This is a genomic window from Vescimonas sanitatis, from assembly GCF_049060325.1.
Classification (GTDB): Bacteria; Bacillota; Clostridia; order Oscillospirales; family Oscillospiraceae; genus Vescimonas; species Vescimonas sanitatis.
In genome coordinates, this window is the sequence record NZ_JBMGPW010000013.1 from 1 (window position 1) to 21986 (window position 21986).

Sequence of the window (21986 nt, forward strand, 5' to 3'; positions counted from 1 at the left end):
CCCCGCATTGGTTAACAACTCCAGGGCACGCTGTGCAGTTGCGTCTAATTCAATCAGTTTCATAGGCCCTCCTTATATTTTGTGGTGTCAGACGGTTGTCTGCATGTCCACATTATATAAAATGAGGCCCGCTTTGTTATTCCGAAGTTTTTGCGGAGAATCCTTGTTTTACAAGACTCTATGCAATGACTTCGGAATAACTATTTTCTCGGCATAATCCTGATTATCCCGAATTCGGAATAACCAGGATTTGTTCATAGAGGAATACAAAACAAGGGCCGCCCTTTTGGGCGGCCCTTGTTTTCTTACAGCTTTGTCACCATGGGGATGATCATGGGGCTGCGCTTGGTGTGCTTATAGAGATAGCTGCTCACGGCGGAGCGCACAGTGCGGCATACGTCGCCCTCGTCCCGGCGCTTCTTGGCGGACATTCCATCCACCGCCTCCGTGGCCACCCGGCGCATATCCTCCAGCAGCTCCTCGGACTCCTTCACGTACACGAAGCCTCGGGTGACGATCTCCGGCGGGCACAGCAGCTGGTGGTCGTGGCTGGACATGGGCAGCACGATGACCACCATGCCGTCCTCCGCCAGCAGCTTCCGGTCGTTCAGCACCACCGCGCCCACTTCGCCCACGCCGCCGCCGTCCACGAACACCTCGCCGGCGGGCACGGTGGTCTCGCACTTGATGTGCTTGGTGGTCAGTTCGATGACGCTGCCGTTGTCGGCCACCACGATGCTGGTGGGGGCCATTCCCATGCTCTCCGCCACACGCTTGTGGATCTGCAGCATCCGCTGCTCGCCATGCAGGGGGATAAAGAACCTGGGCTTCGTCAGCGCGTGGATGATCTTCAGTTCCTCCTGGCAGGCGTGGCCGGACACGTGCAGCATATCCGCCTTGTCATACACCACGTCCGCGCCCTTGCGGAACAGCTCATTGATGACCCGTCCCACCGTCACTTCGTTGCCGGGTATGGCGCTGGCGGAGATGATGACCTTGTCGCCGGGGCCGATGTCCACCTGCTTGTGGGTGGAGAACGCCATGCGGTACAGGGCGCTCATTTCCTCACCCTGGGAGCCGGTGGTCACGATGACCTGCTGGTTCAGGGGCAGTCCCTTGATGCGGTTGATGTCCATCAGCGTGTTTTTGGGCACCTTCATGTACCCCAGCTCCGTGGAGACCTTCATGATGTTCTCCATGCTCCGGCCGGTAACGGCCACCTTCCGTCCGCAGGCCGCCGCAGCGTCCAGCACCTGCTGGATGCGGTGCACGTTGCTGGCGAAGGTGGTCACGATGATCCGCTTGTCGCACCCGGTGAACTGCCGCTTGAACGTGGCGCCCACGGCGCGCTCACTCATGGTATAGCCCGGGCGCTCCACATTGGTGGAGTCCGCCAGCAGCGCCAGCACGCCCTGCTTGCCCAGCTCACCGAAGCGCGCCAGGTCGATGACCTCCCCGTCGATGGGCGTGGAGTCGATCTTGAAGTCGCCGGTGTGTACGACTGCGCCCATCCGCGTGTGGATGGCGAAGGCCACCGAGTCGGCGATGGAGTGGTTCACGTGGATGAACTCCACCTGGAACTTGCCTGCCCGCACCGTCTGACCCGGCTCCACGGTGATCAGCTTCGTAGAGCTGGCCAGCCCATGCTCCTGCAGCTTCAGCTTGATCAGCCCCGCGGTGAACCGCGTGCAGTAGATGGGCATATTGATCTGCTTGAGCACATAAGGGATGGCCCCGATGTGATCCTCATGCCCGTGGGTGATGAACAGACCCCGCAGCCGGCTGCGGTTTTTCACCAGATAGCTGACGTCGGGAATGACGCAGTCGATGCCGTACATATCGTCGCCGGGGAAGGCCATGCCACAGTCCACCACGATGATGTCGCCGCCGTACTCATAGACGGTCATGTTCTTGCCGATCTCATTCAGACCGCCAAGGGGAATGATCTTGAATTTTTCTGCCATAAAAGAATAAATGCTCCTTTTCAGATAAGATAGAGCGCGTCGCGGCGGGTAAAAATGACCGCACGGAAACAAAGGCGTTCTGCCCCGCCCGCCTGCCCTGCATCGCAGGGGGAGGGAACAGTCTGTCGCCCGTCGTCAGCACTCGATATAGAGGGGAACGCCCTCGTTTGCTATATTGACCGCGGCATCCACGCACCGCGAAACAACCAAAAAATACGTGCCGTATTCAGCACTTTTCACAAAGTATACCACAGTTTTTCCCATTTGTACACCCCCAACTTGCCGACGGCATTTGATGGTATTTGACACCCGCCGCCCCGCCGGGAAAATTCCCCGCTGATTTCCCGAAAAGCGTATTGTCCCCGCCCGGCTTTCGTGCTATAATAAACTACTCTCAGTATGGAGTAGTATCCCCGGCGGGAAGGAGGCGCGTTCCCTTGAGCAAGAAGATCATACGCGGATTTCGTACCAATATGACGCTGTACAGCCTGTGCCTCATCGCCTTTGTGGCGGTGACGGTGCCCTTCCAGCCGCTGCTGGCGGCGGCGGAGGGTCTGGTGGCCCTTCTGGTCATCCTGGTGGGCCGCCGCCGCAACAAGATGGCCCAGGCCTCTGTCCGCCAGTACATGGACCGTGTCTCCGGCGGTATGGACACCGCCCGGTCCAGCAATATGCTCTACGCGCCGCTGCCCATGCTGGTGTTCGATGTAGCCACCGGCGAGATCCTGTGGTGCAACGATATGTTCACGGACCTGACCGGCCTGAAGGATAAGATCTTTGAAACGGCGGTAGATGCCGTGATCCCCGACTTCACCTACCGCTGGCTGCTGGACGGCAAGCGTGAATATCCCGAGCAGTTCCGCTGGAACGACCGTATCTACCGCGTCTTCGGCGCCCTGAGCCGCCCGGAGCCGGAGGGCGGCGACCAGCCCACCCTGGCCACCACCTACTGGATGGACATCACTGAGGCTGAGCAGATGCGCCAGACCCTGGAGCTGACCAAGCCCCTTATGGCCATCCTCATGGTGGATAACTATGAGGAGCTGATGAAGGCCTGCCCCGAGAATAAGCGCTCGGCGCTGCTGGCCGCGCTGGAGGAACAGCTGAATAACTGGGCCGCCGGCTCCGGCGGGCTGCTGCTGGGCTACGACCGCGACCGTTACCTCTACCTCTTCGAGGAGAAGGACTACACCGGCTACACCGAAAGCAAGTTCGACGTGCTGGAAAAGGTCCGCCAGGTCCAGGCCGGCGAGGGTGTGTCCGCCACGCTGTCCATCGGCGTGGGCCGGGACGAGGACAGCTTCGAGCAGCTGTTCAAGAACGCCTCCCTGGCGTTGGAGATGGCCCTCTCCCGCGGCGGCGATCAGGCCGTGGTCAAGGACCGTGTGAACTTCGAGTTCTACGGCGGCCGCAGCAAGTCCACCGAAAAGCGTACCAAGGTCAAGTCCCGTGTCATGGCCAACGCTCTGGGTGAACTGATCGACGATGCCAAGCAGGTGTACGTCATGGGTCACAAATACGCGGATATGGACTCCTTGGGCGCCGCCGTGGGCATCTGCTGCATCGCCCGCAAGCGCGGCAAGCCCTGCCAGATCATCATCGACACCGAGAACAACGCCGCTCACCCCATCCTGCGGCGTCTCTCCGAGCAGCCGGAATACGCCAATACCGCCATCTCCGGCCAAGATGCCTTTATCAAGTGCCAACCCGGTGCCCTGCTGGTGGTGGTAGACACCAATCGCCCCGAGAGCGTGGAGTCCGAGGAGATGCTGGAGACGTGCAACCGTGTGGCCGTCATCGACCACCACCGCCGCGGCAGCAGCTACATTGAGAAGATGGCCCTGAACTACCATGAGCCCTACGCCTCCTCCGCCAGCGAGTTGGTGGCGGAGCTGATGCAGTATCTGGTGGAGCCGTCTGACGTGCTGAAATGCGAGGCCGAGGCCCTGCTCTCCGGCATCGTGCTGGATACCAAGAATTTTACCAACCGCACCGGCGGCCGTACCTTCGAGGCGGCGGCCTACCTCCGCCGTCTGGGGGCCGACACCCAGGATGTCCAGCGGATGTTCCAGGGGGACCTGAACTCCATGATCGCCCGCTATGACATTATCCGTCAGGCAGAGCTGTACCGCGACGATATCGCCGTGGTGGCCCTGGATGAGGAGTGCGACCGCGTCACCGCCGCCAAGGCGGCCGATGAGCTGCTGACCCTCAAGGGCATCCGTGCCAGCTTTGTGCTGTATAAAAAAGGTGACGGCGTGTATATGTCTGCCCGTTCTTTGGGCGAGGTCAACGTCCAGGTGATCCTGGAGGCCTTGGGCGGCGGCGGCAACTCCACCACCGCCGGCGGCCAGGCGGACAACATCACCGTGGCCGAGGCCAAGGCAAAGCTGCTGGAGGCCATCGACAAGTATTTTGAAAATTAAGGTAAAGGAGATACAGATATGAAAGTCATTCTCAAGCAGGACGTCAAAGGCAAGGGCAAGAAGGGCCAGATGATCGAGGCCGCCGAGGGCTATGCCCGCAACTTTCTGATCCCCAAGGGCATGGCTGTGGAGGCCACTGCCGACGCCGTCAACACTATGAATCTTCAGGCCAAGGCCAAGGCCAAAGCCGACGCCGAGGCCAAGGCCGAGGCACTGGCCATCGCCGAAAAGCTGAAGGCCTGCCAGGTGAAGATCGCCGCCAAGGGCGGCGAGGGCGGCAAGCTGTTTGGCGCCATCACCGGCGCCGCCATCGCCGATGCCCTTCAGGCCCAGCACGGCCTGACCATCGACGGCAAGAAGCTGGTGCTGGACCAGCCCATCAAGAGCTTCGGCAGCTATGAGGTCAAGGCCAGGCTGGGCTACGAGGTCTCCGGCACCGTGTACGTCCACGTCATCGAAGAGAAATAAGCGGGGAAAGCACCGCGCCGCAGGCGCGGCTATTACCGTAATTTTGAAAGGAGGTCTTCCCATGGCCAACAACACCGACGCCCTGCTGACGCCGTCCATGCCCCATTCCCCTCAGGCGGAGCAGGCGGTGCTGGGCTCCATGCTCATCGACGCCGACTGCGTCAAGGACGTGATGGACAAGCTGCAGGCCCAGGATTTCTATCTGCGGACCAACCGGGAGATCTTCGAGACGATCTACCATATGTTCGTCTACTCCCAGCCCATCGACGGCGTCACCGTGGCCGGCGAGCTGGAGAAGAACGGACTGTATAACGACAATACCCGTTCCTATCTGCTGCAGCTGATGGAGGTCACTCCCACCAGCGCTAACGTCATGGAGTACGTCCGCATCGTGCAGGACAAGTCGCTCATGCGCCAGGTGGCTCAGGCCGCCGGCAGCATCACCGCCATGGTGCAGGAGGGCGGCGGCGCCGCCGGCGATATGCTGGAAGCCGCCGAGCAGCAGATCTACGCCATCCGCCGTGGCCGCAGCGCCCAGGGCATGGTGACGGTGGGCATGGTGCTGGGCGACGTGATGAGCCAGCTGGCCGAGCTGTCCGCTAACGGAGGCCGGACCGTGCCGGGCCTGTCCACAGGACTCTCCGCTGTGGATGCCAAGATCAACGGCATGAACAAGTCCGACCTGCTCTTGCTGGCCGCCCGTCCCGGTATGGGCAAGACCAGTATGGCCCTGAATGTGGCCCTGTCCGCCGCCCGCGAGTCCGGCAAGACCGTGGCCATCTTCTCCCTGGAAATGTCCAAGGAGCAGCTGGTCACCCGCCTCATCGCCAGCGAGGGCCTGGTGGAGAATCAGCGCCTGATCACCGGCAACCTGCGGGAGAGCGACTGGCAGCGCATCGCCGAGGCCGCCTCCGCCCTCAGCCGCATGGACATCCGTATCGATGATAACCCGCTGCTGACCGTGGCGGATATGAACGCCAAGTGCCGCCGCCTGGAAAATCTGGGCCTGGTGGTCATCGACTATCTTCAACTGATGACCTCCGCCGGCGGTAAGGGCTATTCCGGCGAGAACCGCCAGCAGGCGGTGTCCGATATCAGCCGTATGCTGAAGATCATGGCCAAGGAGCTGCAGGTGCCCGTGCTGTGCCTGAGCCAGCTGAGCCGTGCCAATGAAAAGCGCGAGGATAAGCGCCCTATGCTGTCCGACCTGCGCGAATCCGGTGCCATCGAGCAGGACGCCGACATCGTCATGTTCCTCTACCGGGACGACTACTATAACAGCGATGCCGAGAAGCGCAACGTGGCTGAGTGCATCGTAGCCAAGAACCGCCACGGCGAGACCGGCAAGGTAGAGCTCCGCTGGATGCCCGAGTACACCGCCTTCGGCACGCTGGAGACCCGCTATGACGAGGATGAGTGAGCCCCTGGACCTGACCGCGTGGATGACGCGCTGGCAGATGTTCCCACCTCCCGGAGGGCTGATCCTCTGCGCCGTGTCCGGCGGCCGCGACTCCGTTTGCCTGCTGGACTGCCTGTGGAAGCTGGGTCGGGCCCGCGATTTCCGCGTGGCTGCCGCCCACCTGAACCACGGTATGCGCCCCACGGCCCGGCGTGACGAGGACCTGGTCCGCGCTCTCTGCGCCGAACGGAACATCCCCTTCTACACCGAAACGGTGGACGTCTACGCCCTCTGCGCCGTCTGGCGCCTGACGGTGGAGGAGACGGGCCGCCGCGCCCGCTACGACTTCCTCCGCCGCACGGCGGACGCCCTCGGCGCGGACTTTATCGCCACCGCCCACCACCGCGACGACCAGGCCGAAACGGTCCTGCTGCAATTGCTTCGCGGCACCGGTCCCCAGGGCCTTACCGGCATTCCCCCGGTCCGTGACGGCATCATCCGCCCCCTGCTGGATACGCCCCGTGCCGCCATCGACGACTACATCGCGGCGCATGGCCTTCCCTACGTCACTGACGAGACGAACCTGGACACCCACTACGCCCGCAACCGCCTCCGGCTGGACATCATGCCCCAGCTGCGGGCGATCAACCCCGCCGCCGCGGCGCACATCGCCCGCACGGCGGACATCCTGCGCGCCGAGAACGACCTCCTGGACGCCCAGGCCGCCGCCCTCCTGCCGCCGGAGGGCACGACGCTTCCCTGCGCCGCGCTCCTCTCCGCGCCGGAGGCTCTGCGCCCCCGTATGCTTCGCCTGCTGACGGACCGCCTCGGCGCGGGCAAAAAGGACTTCACCGCCGCCCACTACCGGGCGCTGGAGGACCTCTGCCGCACCGGCGGCGCGCTTTCCCTGCCCGGCGGCGCGTCCGCCGTCTGCCGTGACGGCGCCCTGACCCTCTCCGACGCGCCCGCCCCACTGGACGAGGCGGCGCTCCGCCCCGGCGATAACCTCGCCGGCCCCTGGCGCATCACCCTCTCCGACGCGCCCGCCCCCGACGCTCTGGCACTGCGGTCCGGCCCCTGGACCGTTCGACCCTGGCGCCGCGACGACCGCCTGACCCTGCCCGACAGCCGCGGCAGCCGCAGCCTCAAGCGCCTGTTCGCCGAGCGCGGCATCGCCCCGCCGGAGCGCGATACCTGGCCCGTCCTCTGTCTGGCGGGCCGTCCCGCCGCCGTCTGGCGTGTGGGCATTGACCAGAAAGCCCTGCCGGAGTGTTCCGGCAACACCATATACATCACCATCACAAAAAACAACGGAGGATAACAAGCAATGGCAAAGAGTAATATGGATCAGGATATCCTGAAGGTCCTGCTGTCTGAAGGAGAGATCAAGGCCCGCGTCCAGGAGCTGGGTGACCGGCTGTACGACAGATTTAAGGATAAGAACCCCATGTTTGTGGGCGTCCTCAACGGCTGCTTCATTTTTATGGCAGACCTGGTCCGCGCCGCCCAGCTGAAAAGCGAGGTGGAGTTCATCGGCCTCTCGTCCTATAAGAACGCCACCAAGTCCTCCGGCGTGGTGCAGATCACCCGCGACCTCCAGCGCGACATCAGCGGCCGCGACATCATCATCGTCGAGGATATTCTGGACTCCGGCAATACCCTGTATTTCCTGACGGAGTACCTGAAGACCAAGGGCGCCGCCTCCGTTACCATCGCCACCCTGCTGGATAAGCCCGCCCGCCGCGAAAAGCCCATCACCGCCGACTATGCCGGCTTCGAGGTCCCCGACGAGTTCGTGGTGGGCTACGGCCTGGACTACTGCCAGCAGTACCGGAATATGCCCTATATCGGCGTCCTCAAGCCCGAGGTCTACAGCAAGTAAAACCGCGTCTCTTCCGTTCTGCCATCGCCGGGTCGGCTTGCTGTACACAAAGTACAGCGGCACCGCCCCGTCATCGGCAGAACGAAAGATCCGGCGGTTTTAGGGGGGGAGAGGTGTCTTTTCCGCCAATACTTCGTTACGGCTCCTCGACGTACACACGGTACGCCGTCGTCGCCGCGCCTCGTCTTGGCGAAAAATCCGGTTTCTCCCCGCGCCGCAGGCGGAAGAAGAGCACGCGCCGGGAGGGCGCGGAACATCCCTCTTAGCATTTGAGAATAGGAAGTGAAGTATATGGAAAACAAAGGCGGAAAGCGCCTGGCCCCCACTGGCGAGCCGGTGAAAACCACACCTCCGGCCCCCGCGGCCGACGAGGTAAAGACCCCCGCGGAGCAGCCCGCCCCCGCGGAGAGCGCCGCACCCGCCCCGGCGGAGACGGCGGCCCCTGCGGCCAAGCCCGCCAAAAGCCGCGGCCGCAGACTGTGGGACGACTACGGCTACCTGCTGGTGACGCTGGCGGCGGTATTCGTGCTGTTCAAGGTGCTGCTGCAGCTGGCCTATGTGCCCAGCGGCTCCATGGAGACCACCATCCCCACCAAGTGCCTGCTGGTGGGCTGGCGGCTGCCCTATGTGGTGTCCGATCCGGTGCCGGAGCGCGGCGACATCGTCACCTTCTGGGACGAGGAGCTGAACAAGGTCCTGGTGAAGCGCGTCGTCGGCCTGCCCGGCGAGACGCTCTCCTTCAAGAACGGCTATACCTACGTCAACGGCGAGAAGCTGGACGAGAGCTATTTGCCCACCCAGGGCATCACCACCCTGCCGGACAGCATGGCCGACAAGACCTTCACCGTGCCGGAGGGCTGTATGTTCGTCATGGGCGACAACCGCACCGGCTCTAATGACAGCCGCCTGCTGGGCGAGCCCTATATTCCGGTGGAGGCCGCCCAGGCGCGGATGCTGGTGGCCATCTCCGTGGGCAGTGACCAAAGCTGGCAGGGCGTCCGCTGGATCGGCTGAGAAGGGAGACGGGGAGACATGGAAAGAAAACGTTTCAGCGGCGTCATGCTGCTGTTCATCGTGCTGGCGGTGGTGCTCATTACCCAGGTGGTGGGCAACCTCGGCCGTTCCGGCGACGTGAGCTACAGCGATATGCGCGCCTATTTCACGGCGGAGAAGGTCAAGTCCTTCACCGCCACCGACACGCGCCTGGTGGCGAAGCTGCAGGACGGCTCCAGCGTCAGCTGCGCCCTCCACAGCTTCGACACGTTTTATAACGACATGAACGATCTGGTGGTGTCCCAGGCGGAAAAGGGCGTCATCACCAGCTATGACTACGCCGCCGGCAGCGAGAACAGCTGGCTGCGTACCCTGCTGCCCTATGTGCTGGCGGCCATGGCTTTCATCCTGCTGATGAACCTGATCGCCCGTATGGGCGGCATGGGCGGCGGCGCCGTCAACGATAAAATGGCCCGCTTCGGCGAGGCCCGTATCCAGGATATCCCCTCTGACGGCAAGAAGGTCACGTTCAAGGACGTGGCCGGTGCCGATGAGGAGAAGGAGGAGCTGGAGGAGATCGTCCAGTTCCTGCGCGATCCCCAGCGCTATACCGAGCTGGGCGCGCACATTCCCAAGGGCGTGCTGCTGGTGGGCCCTCCGGGCACCGGCAAGACGCTGCTGGCCAAGGCCGTGGCCGGCGAGGCGGATACCGCCTTCCTCTCCATTTCCGGCTCCGATTTTGTGGAGATGTATGTGGGCGTGGGTGCCAGCCGCGTCCGTGACCTGTTCGAGCAGGCCAAGAAGCAGGCTCCGGCCATCGTCTTCATCGATGAGATCGACGCCGTGGGCCGCCAGCGCGGCAGCGGCCTGGGCGGCGGCCATGACGAACGCGAGCAGACCCTGAACCAGCTGCTGGTGGAAATGGACGGCTTCGCCGCCAACGAGGGCGTGGTGGTCCTGGCGGCTACCAACCGCGTGGACATTCTGGACCCGGCGCTGCTGCGCCCCGGCCGGTTCGACCGCCAGGTGTTCGTGGGCCTGCCGGATATCAAGGGCCGCGAGGAGATACTGAAGATACACGCCAAGGGCAAGCCCCTGGCGGAGGATGTGGACCTGGGCTCCGTGGCCCGCGCCACCTCCGGCTTTACCGGTGCGGATCTGGAGAACCTGCTGAACGAGGCGGCGCTGCTGACCGGCCGCCGCGGCCAGCGCTTCATCACCGAGGAGGCCATCCACCAGTCTGTCATCAAGGTCATCGCCGGCCCGGAGAAGCACAGCCGCGTGGTGCCCGAGGCCGAGCGCCGGCTCACTGCCTATCACGAGGCCGGTCACGCCGTGGTCATGCAGGCCCTGCCGGACCTGGACCCCGTACACCAGATCACCATCGTCCCCCGCGGTCAGGCCGGCGGCATGACCATCTACCTGCCGGAGGAGGACCGTTCCTACCTGTCCCGCCGCTATATGCTGGACAGAGTGGCCGGCCTGCTGGGCGGCCGCGCCGCCGAGGAGATGATGCTGGGTGATATCTCCACCGGTGCTTCCAGCGACATCCAGCGGGCCACGGCCATCGCCCGCAAGATGGTGGGCACCTACGGTATGTCGTCCAGGCTGGGCAACGTGGCCTTTGACGCCGGCACCGACGAGGTGTTCATCGGCAAGTCCATGGCCCACACCCGCCCCTACTCCGAAAAGACGGCGGCGGAGATGGACGCGGAGATCCGCGCCATCATCGACGAGGCCTACGAAAAATGCCGTGAGATATTGGCACGGTACAAGACGGAGCTGACGGCGGTGGCGGAGTACCTGCTGGAGCATGAGACCATGGACGGCGAGGTATTCAAAAGCTACTTTACCGATCATGAATAGCGCATCTGTACGCACAAAAGTGAACACAAAGAGTACAATAAACATACAGAAAAGTGAAGCAAATGTTCGAAAAATCAAGTGGAAAATCCGGGCTCACTTGTGCAAAACAGCGCTTTACTTATGGAAAACCGGAAAAGGCGGGCGCTGTGGCGCCCGTCTTTTGTGCATAATAACGAAGAAATGCGTCCGCCACCGGGGGACAATTCCCGTGTTCGCCTCGCCGGAAATTTCCAGAAAACGTTACCGGGAAAAATCAGGTGGATTTCAAACGGATGTGTACAAAAAATACATAAAACAGGCGCGTTTTACACAAAAATGAAACCGGTCTCCTGCCAAAAAGTCATAAATCCAAAACCGACACGCCGCGCGCAAAATGGAACAGTATGCCGCAAAAGTCGTTTGTCCGCCGAGAGAGGACAAAAACGCGTAGCAGACCTGTGTGCGCTGTCCACGGGAGAACGAGAAAGCCGGTATTTTTAGAGGTTGTTACAATTGTCTTTGCCGCATTTTTCCGTTAAAATACACATATTCTGTGGGCGGTCGGCAAGAGCCTGGCCGTCCCAAGGGAAATTTAGGAGGAACTACCATGAAAAAGTTTTTAGCAATGATGCTGGCGCTGGTCATGGCTCTGTCTCTGGTTGCCTGCGGCGGCAAGACGGACGATGGCAGCAGTGATGCCAGCGGCGACAAGGTCGTTAAGATCGGCGTGTTTGAGCCCACTTCCGGTCAGAACGGCGGCGGCGGCAAGAAGGAGATCCTGGGTGTTGAGTATGCCCACTCCCTGAAGCCCACCGTTACCATCAACGGCGAGGAGTACAGTGTGCAGTTGGTCTATGCGGACAATGCTTCCGACCAGGCTAAGGCACCCACTGCCGCGCAGACCCTGATTTCCCAGGGTGTGTCTGTGGTGATCGGTACATATGGTTCTGCTTGCGCGATTGCTGCCGGCCCTCTGTTCGAGAGCGCTAAGATCCCTGCCATCGGCACTTCCTGCACCAACCCCCAGGTGACTGCGGGCAATGACTACTACTTCCGTGTCGGCTACATTGATCCGTTCCAGGGCGCTGTGATGGCCAACTTTGCGTTCAATGAGAAGGGTAGCAGCAACTGTGCCCTGATCATCGAGTCCGGCGATGACTACTCCGCTGGTTTCGGCAACTACTTCCGTCAGGAGATGGAGCGTCTGGGCGGCAAGGCTACCACTCTGGAGTTCCAGAAGGGCGAGGCTGACTTCTCCACTATCATGGCTTCCATCAAGTCCGAGGGTTACGACGGCATCTTTGCTCCTGTTTCCATCGAGACCGCGGCTATGATTATCTCTCAGGCCCGCGATGCCGGCATCACCTGCCCCATCATGGCTGGCGACACCTGGGATGACATCTCCATCGCCCAGCGTACCGGCAGCAAGGCTACCGATATTTACTTCTCCGCTTTCTTCGATGCCGCCGATACCACCAATGAGGCCGGTAAGGCTTTCGTGGACGGTTTCACCAAGTGGGTGGCTGAGGATGCGACCCGCGTGGAGAACAACGGCGGTGTGTCCGACGTTATCTCCAGCGTGACCCCCTGCGGCTATGACGCTTACATGGCAGCTGTGGGCGCGATCGAGGCGGCCCAGTCCACTGACGGCGCCACCATCCGCGATGCGCTGGCAACTCTGGAGATCTCCGGCCTCATCACCGGTGACCTGAAGTTCGACGAGAACGGCGACGCTATCAAGAACTACGCGGTTATCAAGACCATCGAGAACGGTGAGATTGTGTACTTCAGCACCTTCAACGGTTTGGAGTAAAAGACGGCATACGTCGAGTCTGAGACGAACCTCATTGTAGGATAACAGCCATTGTGGGGGGAGCGTGCGCTCCCCTCACAATGCAACTTTCATGACTCTTGCGTTTTTGGATGCCGATGGCATCGCCCCCGGTCTCCGAAAGCGCAAGATTCATATAAGGAGGATGCTTTACTTATGCATGACGCAGCGTATTATATCGACTTGCTGCTCTCCGGCGTAACGGTGGGCAGCCTGTATGCGCTGATCGCTATCGGCTATACGATGGTGTATGGCATACTGCGTCTGATCAACTTCGCACACGGTGACATCTTTATGATGGCGGGCTTCTTTATGGTATATGCCGCCACCTGGATGCCGATGGCAGTGTGTATTCCCCTGGTACTTATTGCCACAGTGGCGTTGGGTGTTCTGATCGAAAAGGCGGCATACAGCCCCCTGCGTACCGCGCCCCGCATGTCAGTGATGATATCGGCCATTGGCGTCAGCTATCTGCTGCAGAATCTGGCCACCTATATCACCGGCGGTATCGCCCGTGCGTATCCCGACATCCCGTTCCTGACTCAGGTGATGCAGGTGGGCAGTCTGAATGTCAAGCGTATCACCATTATCACCCCCATTTTGACTATCTTGCTGGTGGTGGTGCTGGTCATTCTTATCCAGAAGACTAAGATCGGCATGGCCATGCGTGCGGTATCCCGCGACTTTGAGACGGCGCAGCTCATGGGCATCAAGATCAACAGCGTTATTTCCGTGACCTTTGTTATCGGTTCGCTGCTGGCGGGCGTAGCCTCTATTCTGTACTTCTCCAACTATGGTCAGGTCAGCCCCATGATCGGCGCTATGCCTGGCCTGAAAGCCTTTGTAGCGGCGGTGTTCGGCGGTATCGGCTCGATCCCCGGTGCGGTGATCGGTGCGTTTATCATCGGTATCTGCGAGTCGCTTATCAAGTCCAACGCCGATATGGCCGTGTTCAGCAATGCCTTTACGTTTGCACTGTTGATCGTGATCCTGCTGTGCAAGCCCAACGGCTTGTTCGGCGAAAAACTGACGGAGAAGGTGTGAGATATGAAGAACAATAAGAAAAGAAATCTGTTGCTGTCTCTGATCCTCGCCGCCGTCTGCCTTGCTTTCCTGCTGTATGTGGACAAGTTCCAGCACTATTCCATGTTGGCGACCGTGCTGAAAAAGGGCGCGATCTACTCCCTGGTGGCAGTGTCGTTGAACTTGCTGAACGGCTTTACGGGTCTGTTCTCTTTGGGACAGGCGGGCTTTATGATGATCGGTGCGTATACTTATGCAATCCTGACTATTCCCGTGGCTTCCCGCGCTGCCGTGTATCAATATTTTGACGGTGGTATCGTGCAGTTCTGCCTGCCCATGGTGGTGGGTCTGATCCTGGCCGGCGTGGTGCCGACGCTGTTTGCGTGGCTTATCGGCCTGCCAGTGCTGAAGCTGAAGTCCGATTATCTGGCCATTGCCACGCTGGGCTTCGCTGAGATCATGCGCGCTATCATTCAGTGGAACAAGGTGGGCCCGCTGACCAACTCCTCTAACCTGCTGCGGCAGTTCGCCAACTTCGACAGCGTGCTGTTCCCGTTCATTGTTTCCGGCATCTGCATCGCTATTATCGTGCTGATCATCAACTCTACCTACGGTCGTGCCTTCAAGGCGATTCGCGATGATGAGGTGGCGGCAGAAGCTATGGGTATCAATCTGGCCAAGCATAAGATGCAGGCGTTCCTGATCAGCTCCTTCTTTGCCGGTATCAGCGGCGCGCTGCTGGCCATGTTCCAGGCCAGTATCCAGGCCAACGCCTTCACCTCCACCATGACCTATGAGATACTGCTGATTGTGGTCATTGGCGGTATTGGCTCCGTGACCGGCTCCATTCTGGGCTCTTTCCTGTACATCGCCTGCTCCGAATGGTGGCTGCGTTTCCTGGATGACCCCATGCCCTATCTGGGTGTGAACATCCCATTCATGCGCGGCGGCTTCCGTATGCTGGTGTTCTCGGTGATCATTATGATCGTGGTGCTGTTCTTCCGCAAGGGCATCATGGGCGACAGGGAGTTCTCGTGGGATGCCATCATCAACTTCTTCGGAAAGCTGTTCAAAAAGAAGGATAAAGCGGCGAAGGAGGTGGCGTCTAAATGAGCAAGAGCGTTCTATCTGTTGAAAATGTCACTATGCAGTTTGGCGGCGTGGTAGCCGTGGACAATCTGAATCTGGAGGTCAACGAGGGCGAGATCGTGGCGTTGATTGGCCCCAACGGCGCTGGCAAGACCACAGCGTTCAATGTCATCACCGGTGTGTATGCGCCCAGCAACGGCCGCGTTTCCTTCAAGGGGAACTGCATCGTGCGGAACCATCCCTCCGGAAAGATGAAGAAGCAGTATAAGGGTGAGCACGCGGATATGTACACCGCCCAGTTCGCCCCGGAGGAGGCGCTGGACGACGAGGCGCTGAAGGCCTGGAAAAAGGGCCAGAAGGCGTTGGACAGCTACGCATTTACTGACCATGTGCTGGCCCCTACGCCGGATAAGATCACGGCGCTGGGTATGGCCCGTACCTTCCAGAATATCCGTCTGTGGAAGACCCAGACGGTGTTTGACAATGTGCTTATCGCCAAGCATATGCGGCGCACCAGCAATCTGTTTACCGCGGCGTTCCACCTGAACGCCAAGGAGGAGATGCAGCAGCGCGCCGAGGTGCTGGAACTGCTGAAGGTGGTGGGCCTGGAGGATGTGCAGAACGAGCTGGCCACCAGTCTGCCCTACGGCAAGCAGCGCCGGCTGGAGATCGCCCGCGCGTTGGCCACCGACCCGACCCTGCTGCTGTTGGATGAGCCGGCCGCCGGCATGAACCCGCAGGAGACGCTGGAGCTGGCGGAGTTCATCAAGGAGATCCGGGATCACTTCCACAAGACGATCCTGCTGATCGAGCACCACATGGACCTGGTCATGGGCATTGCCGACCGGATTTACGTGTTGGATTTCGGCAAGCTGATCGCCAAGGGCACACCGGAGGAGATACAGAACAACGAGCGCGTCATCGACGCATACTTGGGGGTGGCAGAAGATGCTGAAGATTGAAAATTTGTGTGTGTCTTACGGCGGCATCAAGGCGCTGCGCGGCATCAGCCTTGAGGTACCCGACGGCAAGATCGTCACCCTGATCGGCGCCAACGGCGCCGGTAAGTCCACCACGCTGCGGACCATCTCCGGCCTTGTAAAGGCGGACAGCGGCTCCATCACCTATGACGGGCAGGAACTGCTGGGCAAGCCCATCAACAAGATTCTGGAGGCGGGCATCGCCCAGTCCCCCGAGGGTCGGCGGGTGTTCGCCAACCTGACCGTGCTGGAGAACCTGAAGGCGGGCGCGTACCTGCGGAAGGACAAAGCTGGCATCGAGAAGGACATCAAGTGGGTGTATGAGCTGTTCCCCAGGCTGGAGGAGCGCAACTGGCAGCTGGCCGGTACGCTGTCCGGCGGCGAGCAGCAGATGCTGGCCGTGGGCCGCGCGCTGATGAGCCGCCCCAAGCTGCTGATGCTGGATGAGCCGTCGCTGGGTCTGGCACCGCTGGTGGTGCAGGGCATCTTTGACATCATCCGCACCGTCAACGAGCAGGGCGTCACCGTGCTGCTGATCGAGCAGAACGCCAACATGGCGCTGAAGATCGCGGACTACGCCTATGTGCTGGAGACGGGCAACATCACCAAGTCCGGCACCGGCGCGGAGCTGCTGGCGGACGAGTCCATCAAGGAAGCCTACCTGGGTAAAAAGAAGAGCTGAACAAACATCCCCCGGCCGTCAGGCCGGGGGATGTTCATTTTGCGGATTGCCTTTCCTGCGTGAAGTTGTTATAATAGCCGGGAATATGACAGAAAAGGCGGTGTGCGCGGTGGAATACGCAATGATGGGGCTGGCGGCGCTGGCGGGCGGTGTGATCCAGCCGCTGACGGGCTTTGGCGCGGCGGTCATTATGATGGTGGCGGCCAGTGCGTTTTACGACATGACCATTGCGCCCACCATCGTGGCGCTGATCTGCATGGCCCAGTCCGGCACCATGACGTGGATGTACCGCAAGCACATCGATGTAAAGCAGATCGCGCTGCCCATCGGGCTGTACACCGTGTGCAGTCTGGTCATCATCAATCTGCTGGGGAATTTCGACCTGCACGTGCTGACGGCGCTGTTCGGGGCGTTCCTGATCGTGCTGGCGGCGTACTTCCTGCTTTTTGCCAAGCGGGTGAAGCTGGACCAGCCCGGCCTGGCGGCGGGGCTGGTGTGCAGTGCCTTCTCCGGGTGCTGCGCCGGGGCGTTCACCATCGGCGGGCCTATGATGGCGCTGTATTTCGTCGCCATCGCCCGGAGCAAGGAGACGTATGTAGGCAATATGCAGTTCCTGTTCTTCACCACCAACCTCATCAACTTCACCATGCGGACGGTGCGGGGTTATTTCAGCGCGGCGCTGCTGCCGGTGGCGGGGCTGGGAATGGCGTGCATCCTACTGGGGCTGTGGATCGGTACACGGCTGAGCCGGAAGATGTCCGGCGACGTGGCCCGGCAGGTGGTGTACATCGGCGTGGGTGTCAGCGGCCTGGTGACGCTGGTGCAGGAGCTGATGAAATAAGATCAAAAAAGAAGCGGCGCACCGCGCCGCTTCTTTTTTTGCTTATTTCCGCAGAATGGTCTCCACCACGCCGTCCAGCCAGTGCCCCTCGAACTGCTCGATGCAGCCGTCGTCGGTCAGCTTAGCCAGTGCCGGGTCGATGGGCATTTTCGCCAGCAGGGGGATGTGGTACGCCTTGGCGGCCTCCTCGGTCTTGCCCTCGCCGAAAATATAGAGTTTCTTGCCGCAGTCGGGACACTGGACGTAACTCATGTTCTCCACCAGGCCCACGATGGGGATGTTCATCATCTGCGCCATCTTCACGGCCTTCTGCACCACCATGGATACCAGGTCCTGGGGGCTGGCCACAATGATGACGCCATCCACCGGCAGCGACTGAAACACGTTCAGCGCCACGTCGCCGGTGCCGGGAGGCATATCCACGAACATATAATCCACATCGTTCCACAGGGTATCACCCCAGAACTGCTGCACCACGCCGCCGATGACCGGCCCGCGCCAGATGACCGGGTCCGTCTCGTGCTCCAGCAGCAGGTTCACGGACATCAGCTGTATGCCGGTGGCGGTGGTCACGGGCGCGATGGCGTCGCCCTGCGCCACGGCCCGGCCGTGGATGCCGAAGGCCTTGGGGATGGAGGGGCCGGTGATGTCCGCGTCCAGAATGGCGGTGCGATAGCCCTCCCGCCGCAGCGCCACCGCCAGCTGGCTGGTGACCATGGACTTGCCTACGCCGCCCTTGCCGGACACCACGCCGTAGACCTTACCGACGCGGCAGCCGGGGCGGAGGGGCTTTTTCTCAAATACGTTTACTTCCTTGCGCTCACCGCAGCTTTCGCCGCAGGTGCTGCAATCGTGGGTGCAATCGCTCATAACAGGTTCTCCTTTTAAAAATTCTCACAGCTCGTCCCCGGCGGTGTAGACATAGCCGCACAGGGGACATTTGGGGTAGTCGAAATCGTGGGCAAAGCCACATTTTGGGCACCGGCGCTGGTGCAGGCCGGGGTCGTTGCCGCTGGGCTGGGGAACGCCGCCGGTGAAAAATTCCAGCTTGCCGCAGGCGGGGCACGCCATAATGGACACGTCCAGCGCACCGGCCATCAGGTTGGGCAGGTCGCCGAATATCCAGCTGGTCTTGCCCAGCTGCAGCTTGTGCTGGCCGACGAACTGCATGGCCGTGCCGCAGCGGAGACAGTCAAAGTGGGGCATGGCAGCCTCCTTTCGCTCTTTTATATATGGTATAGCACGATTTGAGGGGATTTGCAAGGGGGGACAGAGTGCGGTGCCCTCTTGAGTGCGTTGTAGGGGGCATCCGTTTGCCCTTTCGTAGGGGCGGACAGAGTCGTCCGCCCCTACGCATTCTTTGCGGGACGCCGCCCCTGCGCGCCCTAAGGATGTTCTCTGGTTGACGCATATTCATCTATGATATAGTTAGCGTATCTGGCTGCCTGCCGTTCTCTGCCTACAGGCGTTAGTTGAATGTTATTGATCCATTGATAGTAATGCGTCAATTCATGGGCCAAGGAAAGAAGGATCGACGCCAGGGCATTGTCTTTCCCTAAATGGTTCGCTAATTCATTATAATCACCCGCTGCAATTCGGATATATGGCTCATCCGAGTATGAAAAAGGTTCAAAAAAGCTTCCTACTACATGATCGCCATCTTTTGTGCGAATGGTTTTTGCTCCTTTGACATAAACAACGACTCTTAGCGGAAAGTAATATTGGGTTCTCAGCCAAATCGCGAATTGTAAGCACGCACGTTTTACTTCGGGGTGCGTATTCCTGTCGTATCGAAATCGCAAGCCGGTTCTTCTGAGGGAATTATCTGGAAGGTTCTTTTCCCAATCAGTAATTGTCCAAATATGCATATCCCGACCTCACAGCTTCGTGACGGTCACGTTTTCCTTGCCTTGCAGATAGGCCATCTCCCGCTTCTGGCAGGTGAACAGCAATATCTGGCGCCTTTGGCTTTCCTCCAGCAGATAGTCCAGCGCCGCGTGGAGCCGCTCGTCGTCGAAGGTCACCAGCGCGTCATCCAGAATGAGGGGCACCCGCTTGTCGGCGGGCAGCACCATGTCGCAGATGGCCAGCCGCACCGCCAGATACAGCTGGTCGGCGGTGCCCTGACTCAGCAGGCGGACGCTGCGTCCCACCGGGTCGCCGACGGGCTCGGCGGACAGGGAGAAGTCCCGGCTCAGCAGCACACGGCCATAGCGCCCACCGGTGATGGCGGAGAAGATCTCCGCCGCCCGTGCGCCCAGCGCCGGGGAAAAGCGGTTCTGCAGCACGGTGTTGGCTTGTGACAGAGCGTCCATGGCCAGCGCGATGGCATCATATTCATCCTGCAGGGCGGTTAGCTGCTCCTGCTTCTGCGCCAGCTGGGCCTCCAGATCGCTGGAGCGATCCAGCGCGCGGATGCGGCCGGTGAGGGTGTCGAACCGGGTGCGCTCCTGCGCCAGCAGCGTCTGTGTGCGCGCCAATTCCGCGGCGGCCTCCTCGCGTGAGAGCGCAGGGCGCTGGATAGAGCTTTCGGCGGCCGGCTGTTCCGGCAGCTGCACCCGCAGGGCATCCCGGTACAGGGCGGCTTCCCGGGCCGTCTGCCGGGCGTCGGCCAGCGCGGTCTTGCGGCGCCGGGCGTCTGACAGGGCCAGCTGTATGCCGGACAGATCGGCAGCGGCGGGGGCGAAGACGCGTACCTGGGTCAGCAGATCCCACAGCCGGCGGCGGCAGGCATCTTCACTGTCCGCGGCGGAGACTTCCGCCCGGCGGGCAGCCTCGGCGGCCTCATCTGCCTGCTGCCGCAGGGGGAGATATTCTGCGATTTGGGTCTCCAGCGCGGCGCGCTGTGTTTCGGCGTATTTATGCCGTTCCACGATGGCCTGACGGCGGGACCTTGCAGCGAAGAGCGTGGCGATCATGCCCAGCCCCGCCATGCCGATGAACAGCCAAAAGGGCAGCGGCTGCTGCGTCCGGAACAGAAATGCCAGCGCAGCGGCGACCACGATCAGCGACGCGGGGAAGAGGACCAGGAGCAGAGAGGGAGTCCTATCGGGCTGGATGGCTTCGGCGCGCTGCCGCAGCTCCGGTTCTGCGGCGGGGTAAAGGGGGTGCTGTTCCAGAGCTTTCTTGGCTTGCCGCGCGGTTTGTGCGGCCTCCTCCGCGGCGCTGCGCTTTTCCGTCAGGGCGGACAGCTCACCGGGAAGTGCGGCGGCCTGCCCCTCCAGCAGCGTCAGCGAGGCATCGTCCGGCAGGGCGGCGCAGTCGGCCGCCAGCGTGTCGGCCCGGGCCTGGGCGGTCAGTGCCGCCTGCGCCGCCTGCTGACAGGCGTCGGCCTGCTCCTGAGCAGCCAGCGCCTGCCACTGAGCCGTCTGCTGCCGCAGGTCGGCGGCGCGGCGCTCCAGAGCATCCAGCTCCCGGCGCGACTGCTGCGCCTGGTCGTTCAGCGCGTCCAGCTCCGCCAGCGCGGCGCGCAGCTGGTCGGTCTCCCGTTCCAGGGCGGGGATGAGCCCTGTCTTGTTGTGCCTGCGGCGGTTCAGCTGCTTTTTCAGGCGGTCGTAGGATTCGGTGTAGGAGGTGTCCTCCTCACCGGTGGTGATCAGGGCGGCGATGCGGCGCTCCAGCTCGGCGTCCTGGTCCACGGCCAGAGCGTTCTGGCCGATAAAGGCGCTGCGCTCAAACACCTCCCGGGGCACGCCCAGCAGCACCTCGCCGGCGTTCTGGCCGGTAATGCCCGGAACGGGCGTGCCGGTACCGGTGTAGGTGCAGGAAAACTCGCCCAGCGGTGATGCGGCGCGGCGTGTCTCCCGCAGCAGGGTGCAGGCATCCCCGTGCGTCGTCAGGTCCATGCGGCCCTGCATGGGCGCGCCGGTCCAGGGCGCATAGCGGTTCTTGTCCGCCAGCGGCCCGCGCTCGCGGGTGGACAGGCCGTACAGCATGGTGCGGATAAAGGCGCCCCAGGTGGACTTGCCGGTTTCGTTGGGAGCGTACAGCACATTCAGCCCCGGCGCGAGCGATAATTCGCTGTGGTCCAGTCGGCCGAAGGTGCCGGTCAGGTGCAGAATATCCACGGAGTCATCCTCCTTTAAAAGTTCATAAAATATTATTTAAAGTATAGCATGACTTGCGTTAAAAGTCATTACATTGCCGTATACAAAAAATTCGAAAAAATTTAAAAATAGTGTTGACAAATCCGGCCGCAAGTAGTATCATATCAACTGTTCCGCGGTTATGGGACGTGTACCTTGTAAATTAAACAACGAACGAAACGAAAAGCACCAGACGGGAGCACATTGTAAGATGTGCAACTGAGAAACTTGCCGGAACGGGGTTAAGTCAATTACCCGGGAAGGTAAGTATAAAAAGTTTTTGAAGCTATGACAAATAGCTCTGTAAAGATTTGAACGGCATGGCCGTTTAGATACAATTTATAGAGAGTTTGATCCTGGCTCAGGACGAACGCTGGCGGCGTGCTTAACACATGCAAGTCGAACGAGAATCTGTGGAAAGAGGATTCGTCCAATTGAAGCAGAGGACAGTGGCGGACGGGTGAGTAACGCGTGAGGA

18 protein-coding genes and 1 rRNA gene are annotated in these 21986 nt (G+C 61.0%); 14 read left to right on the forward strand and 5 right to left on the reverse strand.

Annotation, left to right across the window (positions count from 1 at the left end; translation table 11 throughout):
* Positions 1 to 305: 305 nt before the first annotated feature.
* Positions 306 to 1964, reverse strand: a complete 1659-nt coding sequence (locus ACOMDU_RS13025; RefSeq protein ID WP_022134963.1) for a ribonuclease J — start codon at positions 1962 to 1964, stop codon at positions 306 to 308.
* 437 nt (positions 1965 to 2401) lie between these two features.
* Between ACOMDU_RS13025 and ACOMDU_RS13030 the strand changes: the two genes are divergently transcribed.
* The 13 genes from ACOMDU_RS13030 to ACOMDU_RS13090 all read left to right on the forward strand — a co-directional run bounded on the left by ACOMDU_RS13030 (position 2402) and on the right by ACOMDU_RS13090 (position 17423).
* A complete protein-coding gene (locus ACOMDU_RS13030) occupies positions 2402 to 4390 on the forward strand; it encodes a DHH family phosphoesterase (protein WP_421130604.1) in 1989 nt (662 codons plus the stop codon).
* Between the two features lie 18 nt (positions 4391 to 4408).
* Positions 4409 to 4858, forward strand: coding sequence for a 50S ribosomal protein L9 (gene rplI / locus ACOMDU_RS13035; protein WP_421130605.1), 450 nt, complete (start codon positions 4409 to 4411; stop codon positions 4856 to 4858).
* 61 nt (positions 4859 to 4919) lie between these two features.
* Positions 4920 to 6278, forward strand: a complete 1359-nt coding sequence (dnaB, locus tag ACOMDU_RS13040) for a replicative DNA helicase (RefSeq protein WP_022134966.1) — start codon at positions 4920 to 4922, stop codon at positions 6276 to 6278.
* A complete protein-coding gene (gene tilS, locus ACOMDU_RS13045) occupies positions 6262 to 7578 on the forward strand; it encodes a tRNA lysidine(34) synthetase TilS (RefSeq protein WP_421130606.1) in 1317 nt (438 codons plus the stop codon). Before dnaB ends, tilS begins: the two co-directional genes overlap by 17 nt.
* Positions 7579 to 7584: 6 nt before the next feature.
* The gene (gene hpt / locus ACOMDU_RS13050; RefSeq protein WP_421130607.1) at positions 7585 to 8139 is read left to right on the forward strand and encodes a hypoxanthine phosphoribosyltransferase; all 555 of its coding nucleotides are present in this window, start codon (positions 7585 to 7587) and stop codon (positions 8137 to 8139) included.
* Positions 8140 to 8430: 291 nt separating this feature from the next.
* Positions 8431 to 9153, forward strand: coding sequence for a signal peptidase I (gene lepB, locus ACOMDU_RS13055; protein WP_421130608.1), 723 nt, complete (start codon positions 8431 to 8433; stop codon positions 9151 to 9153).
* An 18-nt stretch (positions 9154 to 9171) separates the two neighbouring features.
* Positions 9172 to 10998, forward strand: a complete 1827-nt coding sequence (ftsH, locus tag ACOMDU_RS13060) for an ATP-dependent zinc metalloprotease FtsH (protein WP_421130609.1) — start codon at positions 9172 to 9174, stop codon at positions 10996 to 10998.
* 586 nt (positions 10999 to 11584) lie between these two features.
* A complete protein-coding gene (locus ACOMDU_RS13065) occupies positions 11585 to 12790 on the forward strand; it encodes an ABC transporter substrate-binding protein (protein ID WP_421130610.1) in 1206 nt (401 codons plus the stop codon).
* A 174-nt stretch (positions 12791 to 12964) separates the two neighbouring features.
* Positions 12965 to 13852: a branched-chain amino acid ABC transporter permease gene (locus ACOMDU_RS13070; RefSeq protein WP_022135094.1), complete on the forward strand. Its 888-nt coding sequence runs from the start codon at positions 12965 to 12967 to the stop codon at positions 13850 to 13852.
* Positions 13853 to 13855: 3 nt separating this feature from the next.
* On the forward strand, positions 13856 to 14944 hold the full coding sequence (locus tag ACOMDU_RS13075; RefSeq protein WP_421130611.1) for a branched-chain amino acid ABC transporter permease: 1089 nt from the start codon (positions 13856 to 13858) through the stop codon (positions 14942 to 14944).
* Entirely contained in the window at positions 14941 to 15882 is a 942-nt protein-coding gene (locus tag ACOMDU_RS13080) for an ABC transporter ATP-binding protein (RefSeq protein ID WP_421130612.1), read from the forward strand. Before ACOMDU_RS13075 ends, ACOMDU_RS13080 begins: the two co-directional genes overlap by 4 nt.
* Positions 15869 to 16582: an ABC transporter ATP-binding protein gene (locus ACOMDU_RS13085; RefSeq protein ID WP_421130613.1), complete on the forward strand. Its 714-nt coding sequence runs from the start codon at positions 15869 to 15871 to the stop codon at positions 16580 to 16582. Before ACOMDU_RS13080 ends, ACOMDU_RS13085 begins: the two co-directional genes overlap by 14 nt.
* Positions 16583 to 16691: 109 nt before the next feature.
* Positions 16692 to 17423 carry a sulfite exporter TauE/SafE family protein gene (locus ACOMDU_RS13090; RefSeq protein WP_421130614.1) on the forward strand — a complete coding sequence of 244 codons (732 nt, stop codon included), beginning with the start codon at positions 16692 to 16694 and terminating at the stop codon, positions 17421 to 17423.
* 42 nt (positions 17424 to 17465) lie between these two features.
* On the opposite strand, the gene ACOMDU_RS13095 is transcribed toward ACOMDU_RS13090, so the two are convergent.
* The 4 genes from ACOMDU_RS13095 to ACOMDU_RS13110 all read right to left on the reverse strand — a co-directional run bounded on the left by ACOMDU_RS13095 (position 17466) and on the right by ACOMDU_RS13110 (position 21490).
* Positions 17466 to 18293 (reverse strand): P-loop NTPase, encoded by an 828-nt coding sequence (locus tag ACOMDU_RS13095; protein ID WP_421130615.1) that lies wholly within the window; start codon positions 18291 to 18293, stop codon positions 17466 to 17468.
* A 24-nt stretch (positions 18294 to 18317) separates the two neighbouring features.
* Positions 18318 to 18629 carry a hypothetical protein gene (locus tag ACOMDU_RS13100; RefSeq protein WP_421130616.1) on the reverse strand — a complete coding sequence of 104 codons (312 nt, stop codon included), beginning with the start codon at positions 18627 to 18629 and terminating at the stop codon, positions 18318 to 18320.
* A gap of 179 nt (positions 18630 to 18808) precedes the next feature.
* Positions 18809 to 19291 (reverse strand): hypothetical protein, encoded by a 483-nt coding sequence (locus tag ACOMDU_RS13105; RefSeq protein WP_421130617.1) that lies wholly within the window; start codon positions 19289 to 19291, stop codon positions 18809 to 18811.
* 9 nt (positions 19292 to 19300) lie between these two features.
* A complete protein-coding gene (locus ACOMDU_RS13110; protein ID WP_421130618.1) occupies positions 19301 to 21490 on the reverse strand; it encodes an ATP-binding protein in 2190 nt (729 codons plus the stop codon).
* A 356-nt stretch (positions 21491 to 21846) separates the two neighbouring features.
* On the opposite strand from ACOMDU_RS13110, the gene ACOMDU_RS13115 reads away from it, so the two are divergent.
* Positions 21847 to 21986 (forward strand): 16S ribosomal RNA (locus tag ACOMDU_RS13115); the annotation flags it as partial.

Bases quoted from the DNA above. Each gene is read 5' to 3' on its own strand.
- ACOMDU_RS13025 (WP_022134963.1), bottom strand. From the start codon at position 1,964: ATGGCAGAAAAATTCAAGATCATTCCCCTTGGCGGTCTGAATGAGATC.
- rplI (WP_421130605.1), top strand. From the start codon at position 4,409: ATGAAAGTCATTCTCAAGCAGGACGTCAAAGGCAAGGGCAAGAAGGGC.
- dnaB (WP_022134966.1), top strand. From the start codon at position 4,920: ATGGCCAACAACACCGACGCCCTGCTGACGCCGTCCATGCCCCATTCC.
- tilS (WP_421130606.1), top strand. From the start codon at position 6,262: ATGACGAGGATGAGTGAGCCCCTGGACCTGACCGCGTGGATGACGCGC.
- hpt (WP_421130607.1), top strand. From the start codon at position 7,585: ATGGCAAAGAGTAATATGGATCAGGATATCCTGAAGGTCCTGCTGTCT.
- lepB (WP_421130608.1), top strand. From the start codon at position 8,431: ATGGAAAACAAAGGCGGAAAGCGCCTGGCCCCCACTGGCGAGCCGGTG.
- ftsH (WP_421130609.1), top strand. From the start codon at position 9,172: ATGGAAAGAAAACGTTTCAGCGGCGTCATGCTGCTGTTCATCGTGCTG.
- ACOMDU_RS13065 (WP_421130610.1), top strand. From the start codon at position 11,585: ATGAAAAAGTTTTTAGCAATGATGCTGGCGCTGGTCATGGCTCTGTCT.
- ACOMDU_RS13070 (WP_022135094.1), top strand. From the start codon at position 12,965: ATGCATGACGCAGCGTATTATATCGACTTGCTGCTCTCCGGCGTAACG.
- ACOMDU_RS13075 (WP_421130611.1), top strand. From the start codon at position 13,856: ATGAAGAACAATAAGAAAAGAAATCTGTTGCTGTCTCTGATCCTCGCC.
- ACOMDU_RS13080 (WP_421130612.1), top strand. From the start codon at position 14,941: ATGAGCAAGAGCGTTCTATCTGTTGAAAATGTCACTATGCAGTTTGGC.
- ACOMDU_RS13085 (WP_421130613.1), top strand. From the start codon at position 15,869: ATGCTGAAGATTGAAAATTTGTGTGTGTCTTACGGCGGCATCAAGGCG.
- ACOMDU_RS13095 (WP_421130615.1), bottom strand. From the start codon at position 18,293: ATGAGCGATTGCACCCACGATTGCAGCACCTGCGGCGAAAGCTGCGGT.
- ACOMDU_RS13100 (WP_421130616.1), bottom strand. From the start codon at position 18,629: ATGCCCCACTTTGACTGTCTCCGCTGCGGCACGGCCATGCAGTTCGTC.
- ACOMDU_RS13105 (WP_421130617.1), bottom strand. From the start codon at position 19,291: ATGCATATTTGGACAATTACTGATTGGGAAAAGAACCTTCCAGATAAT.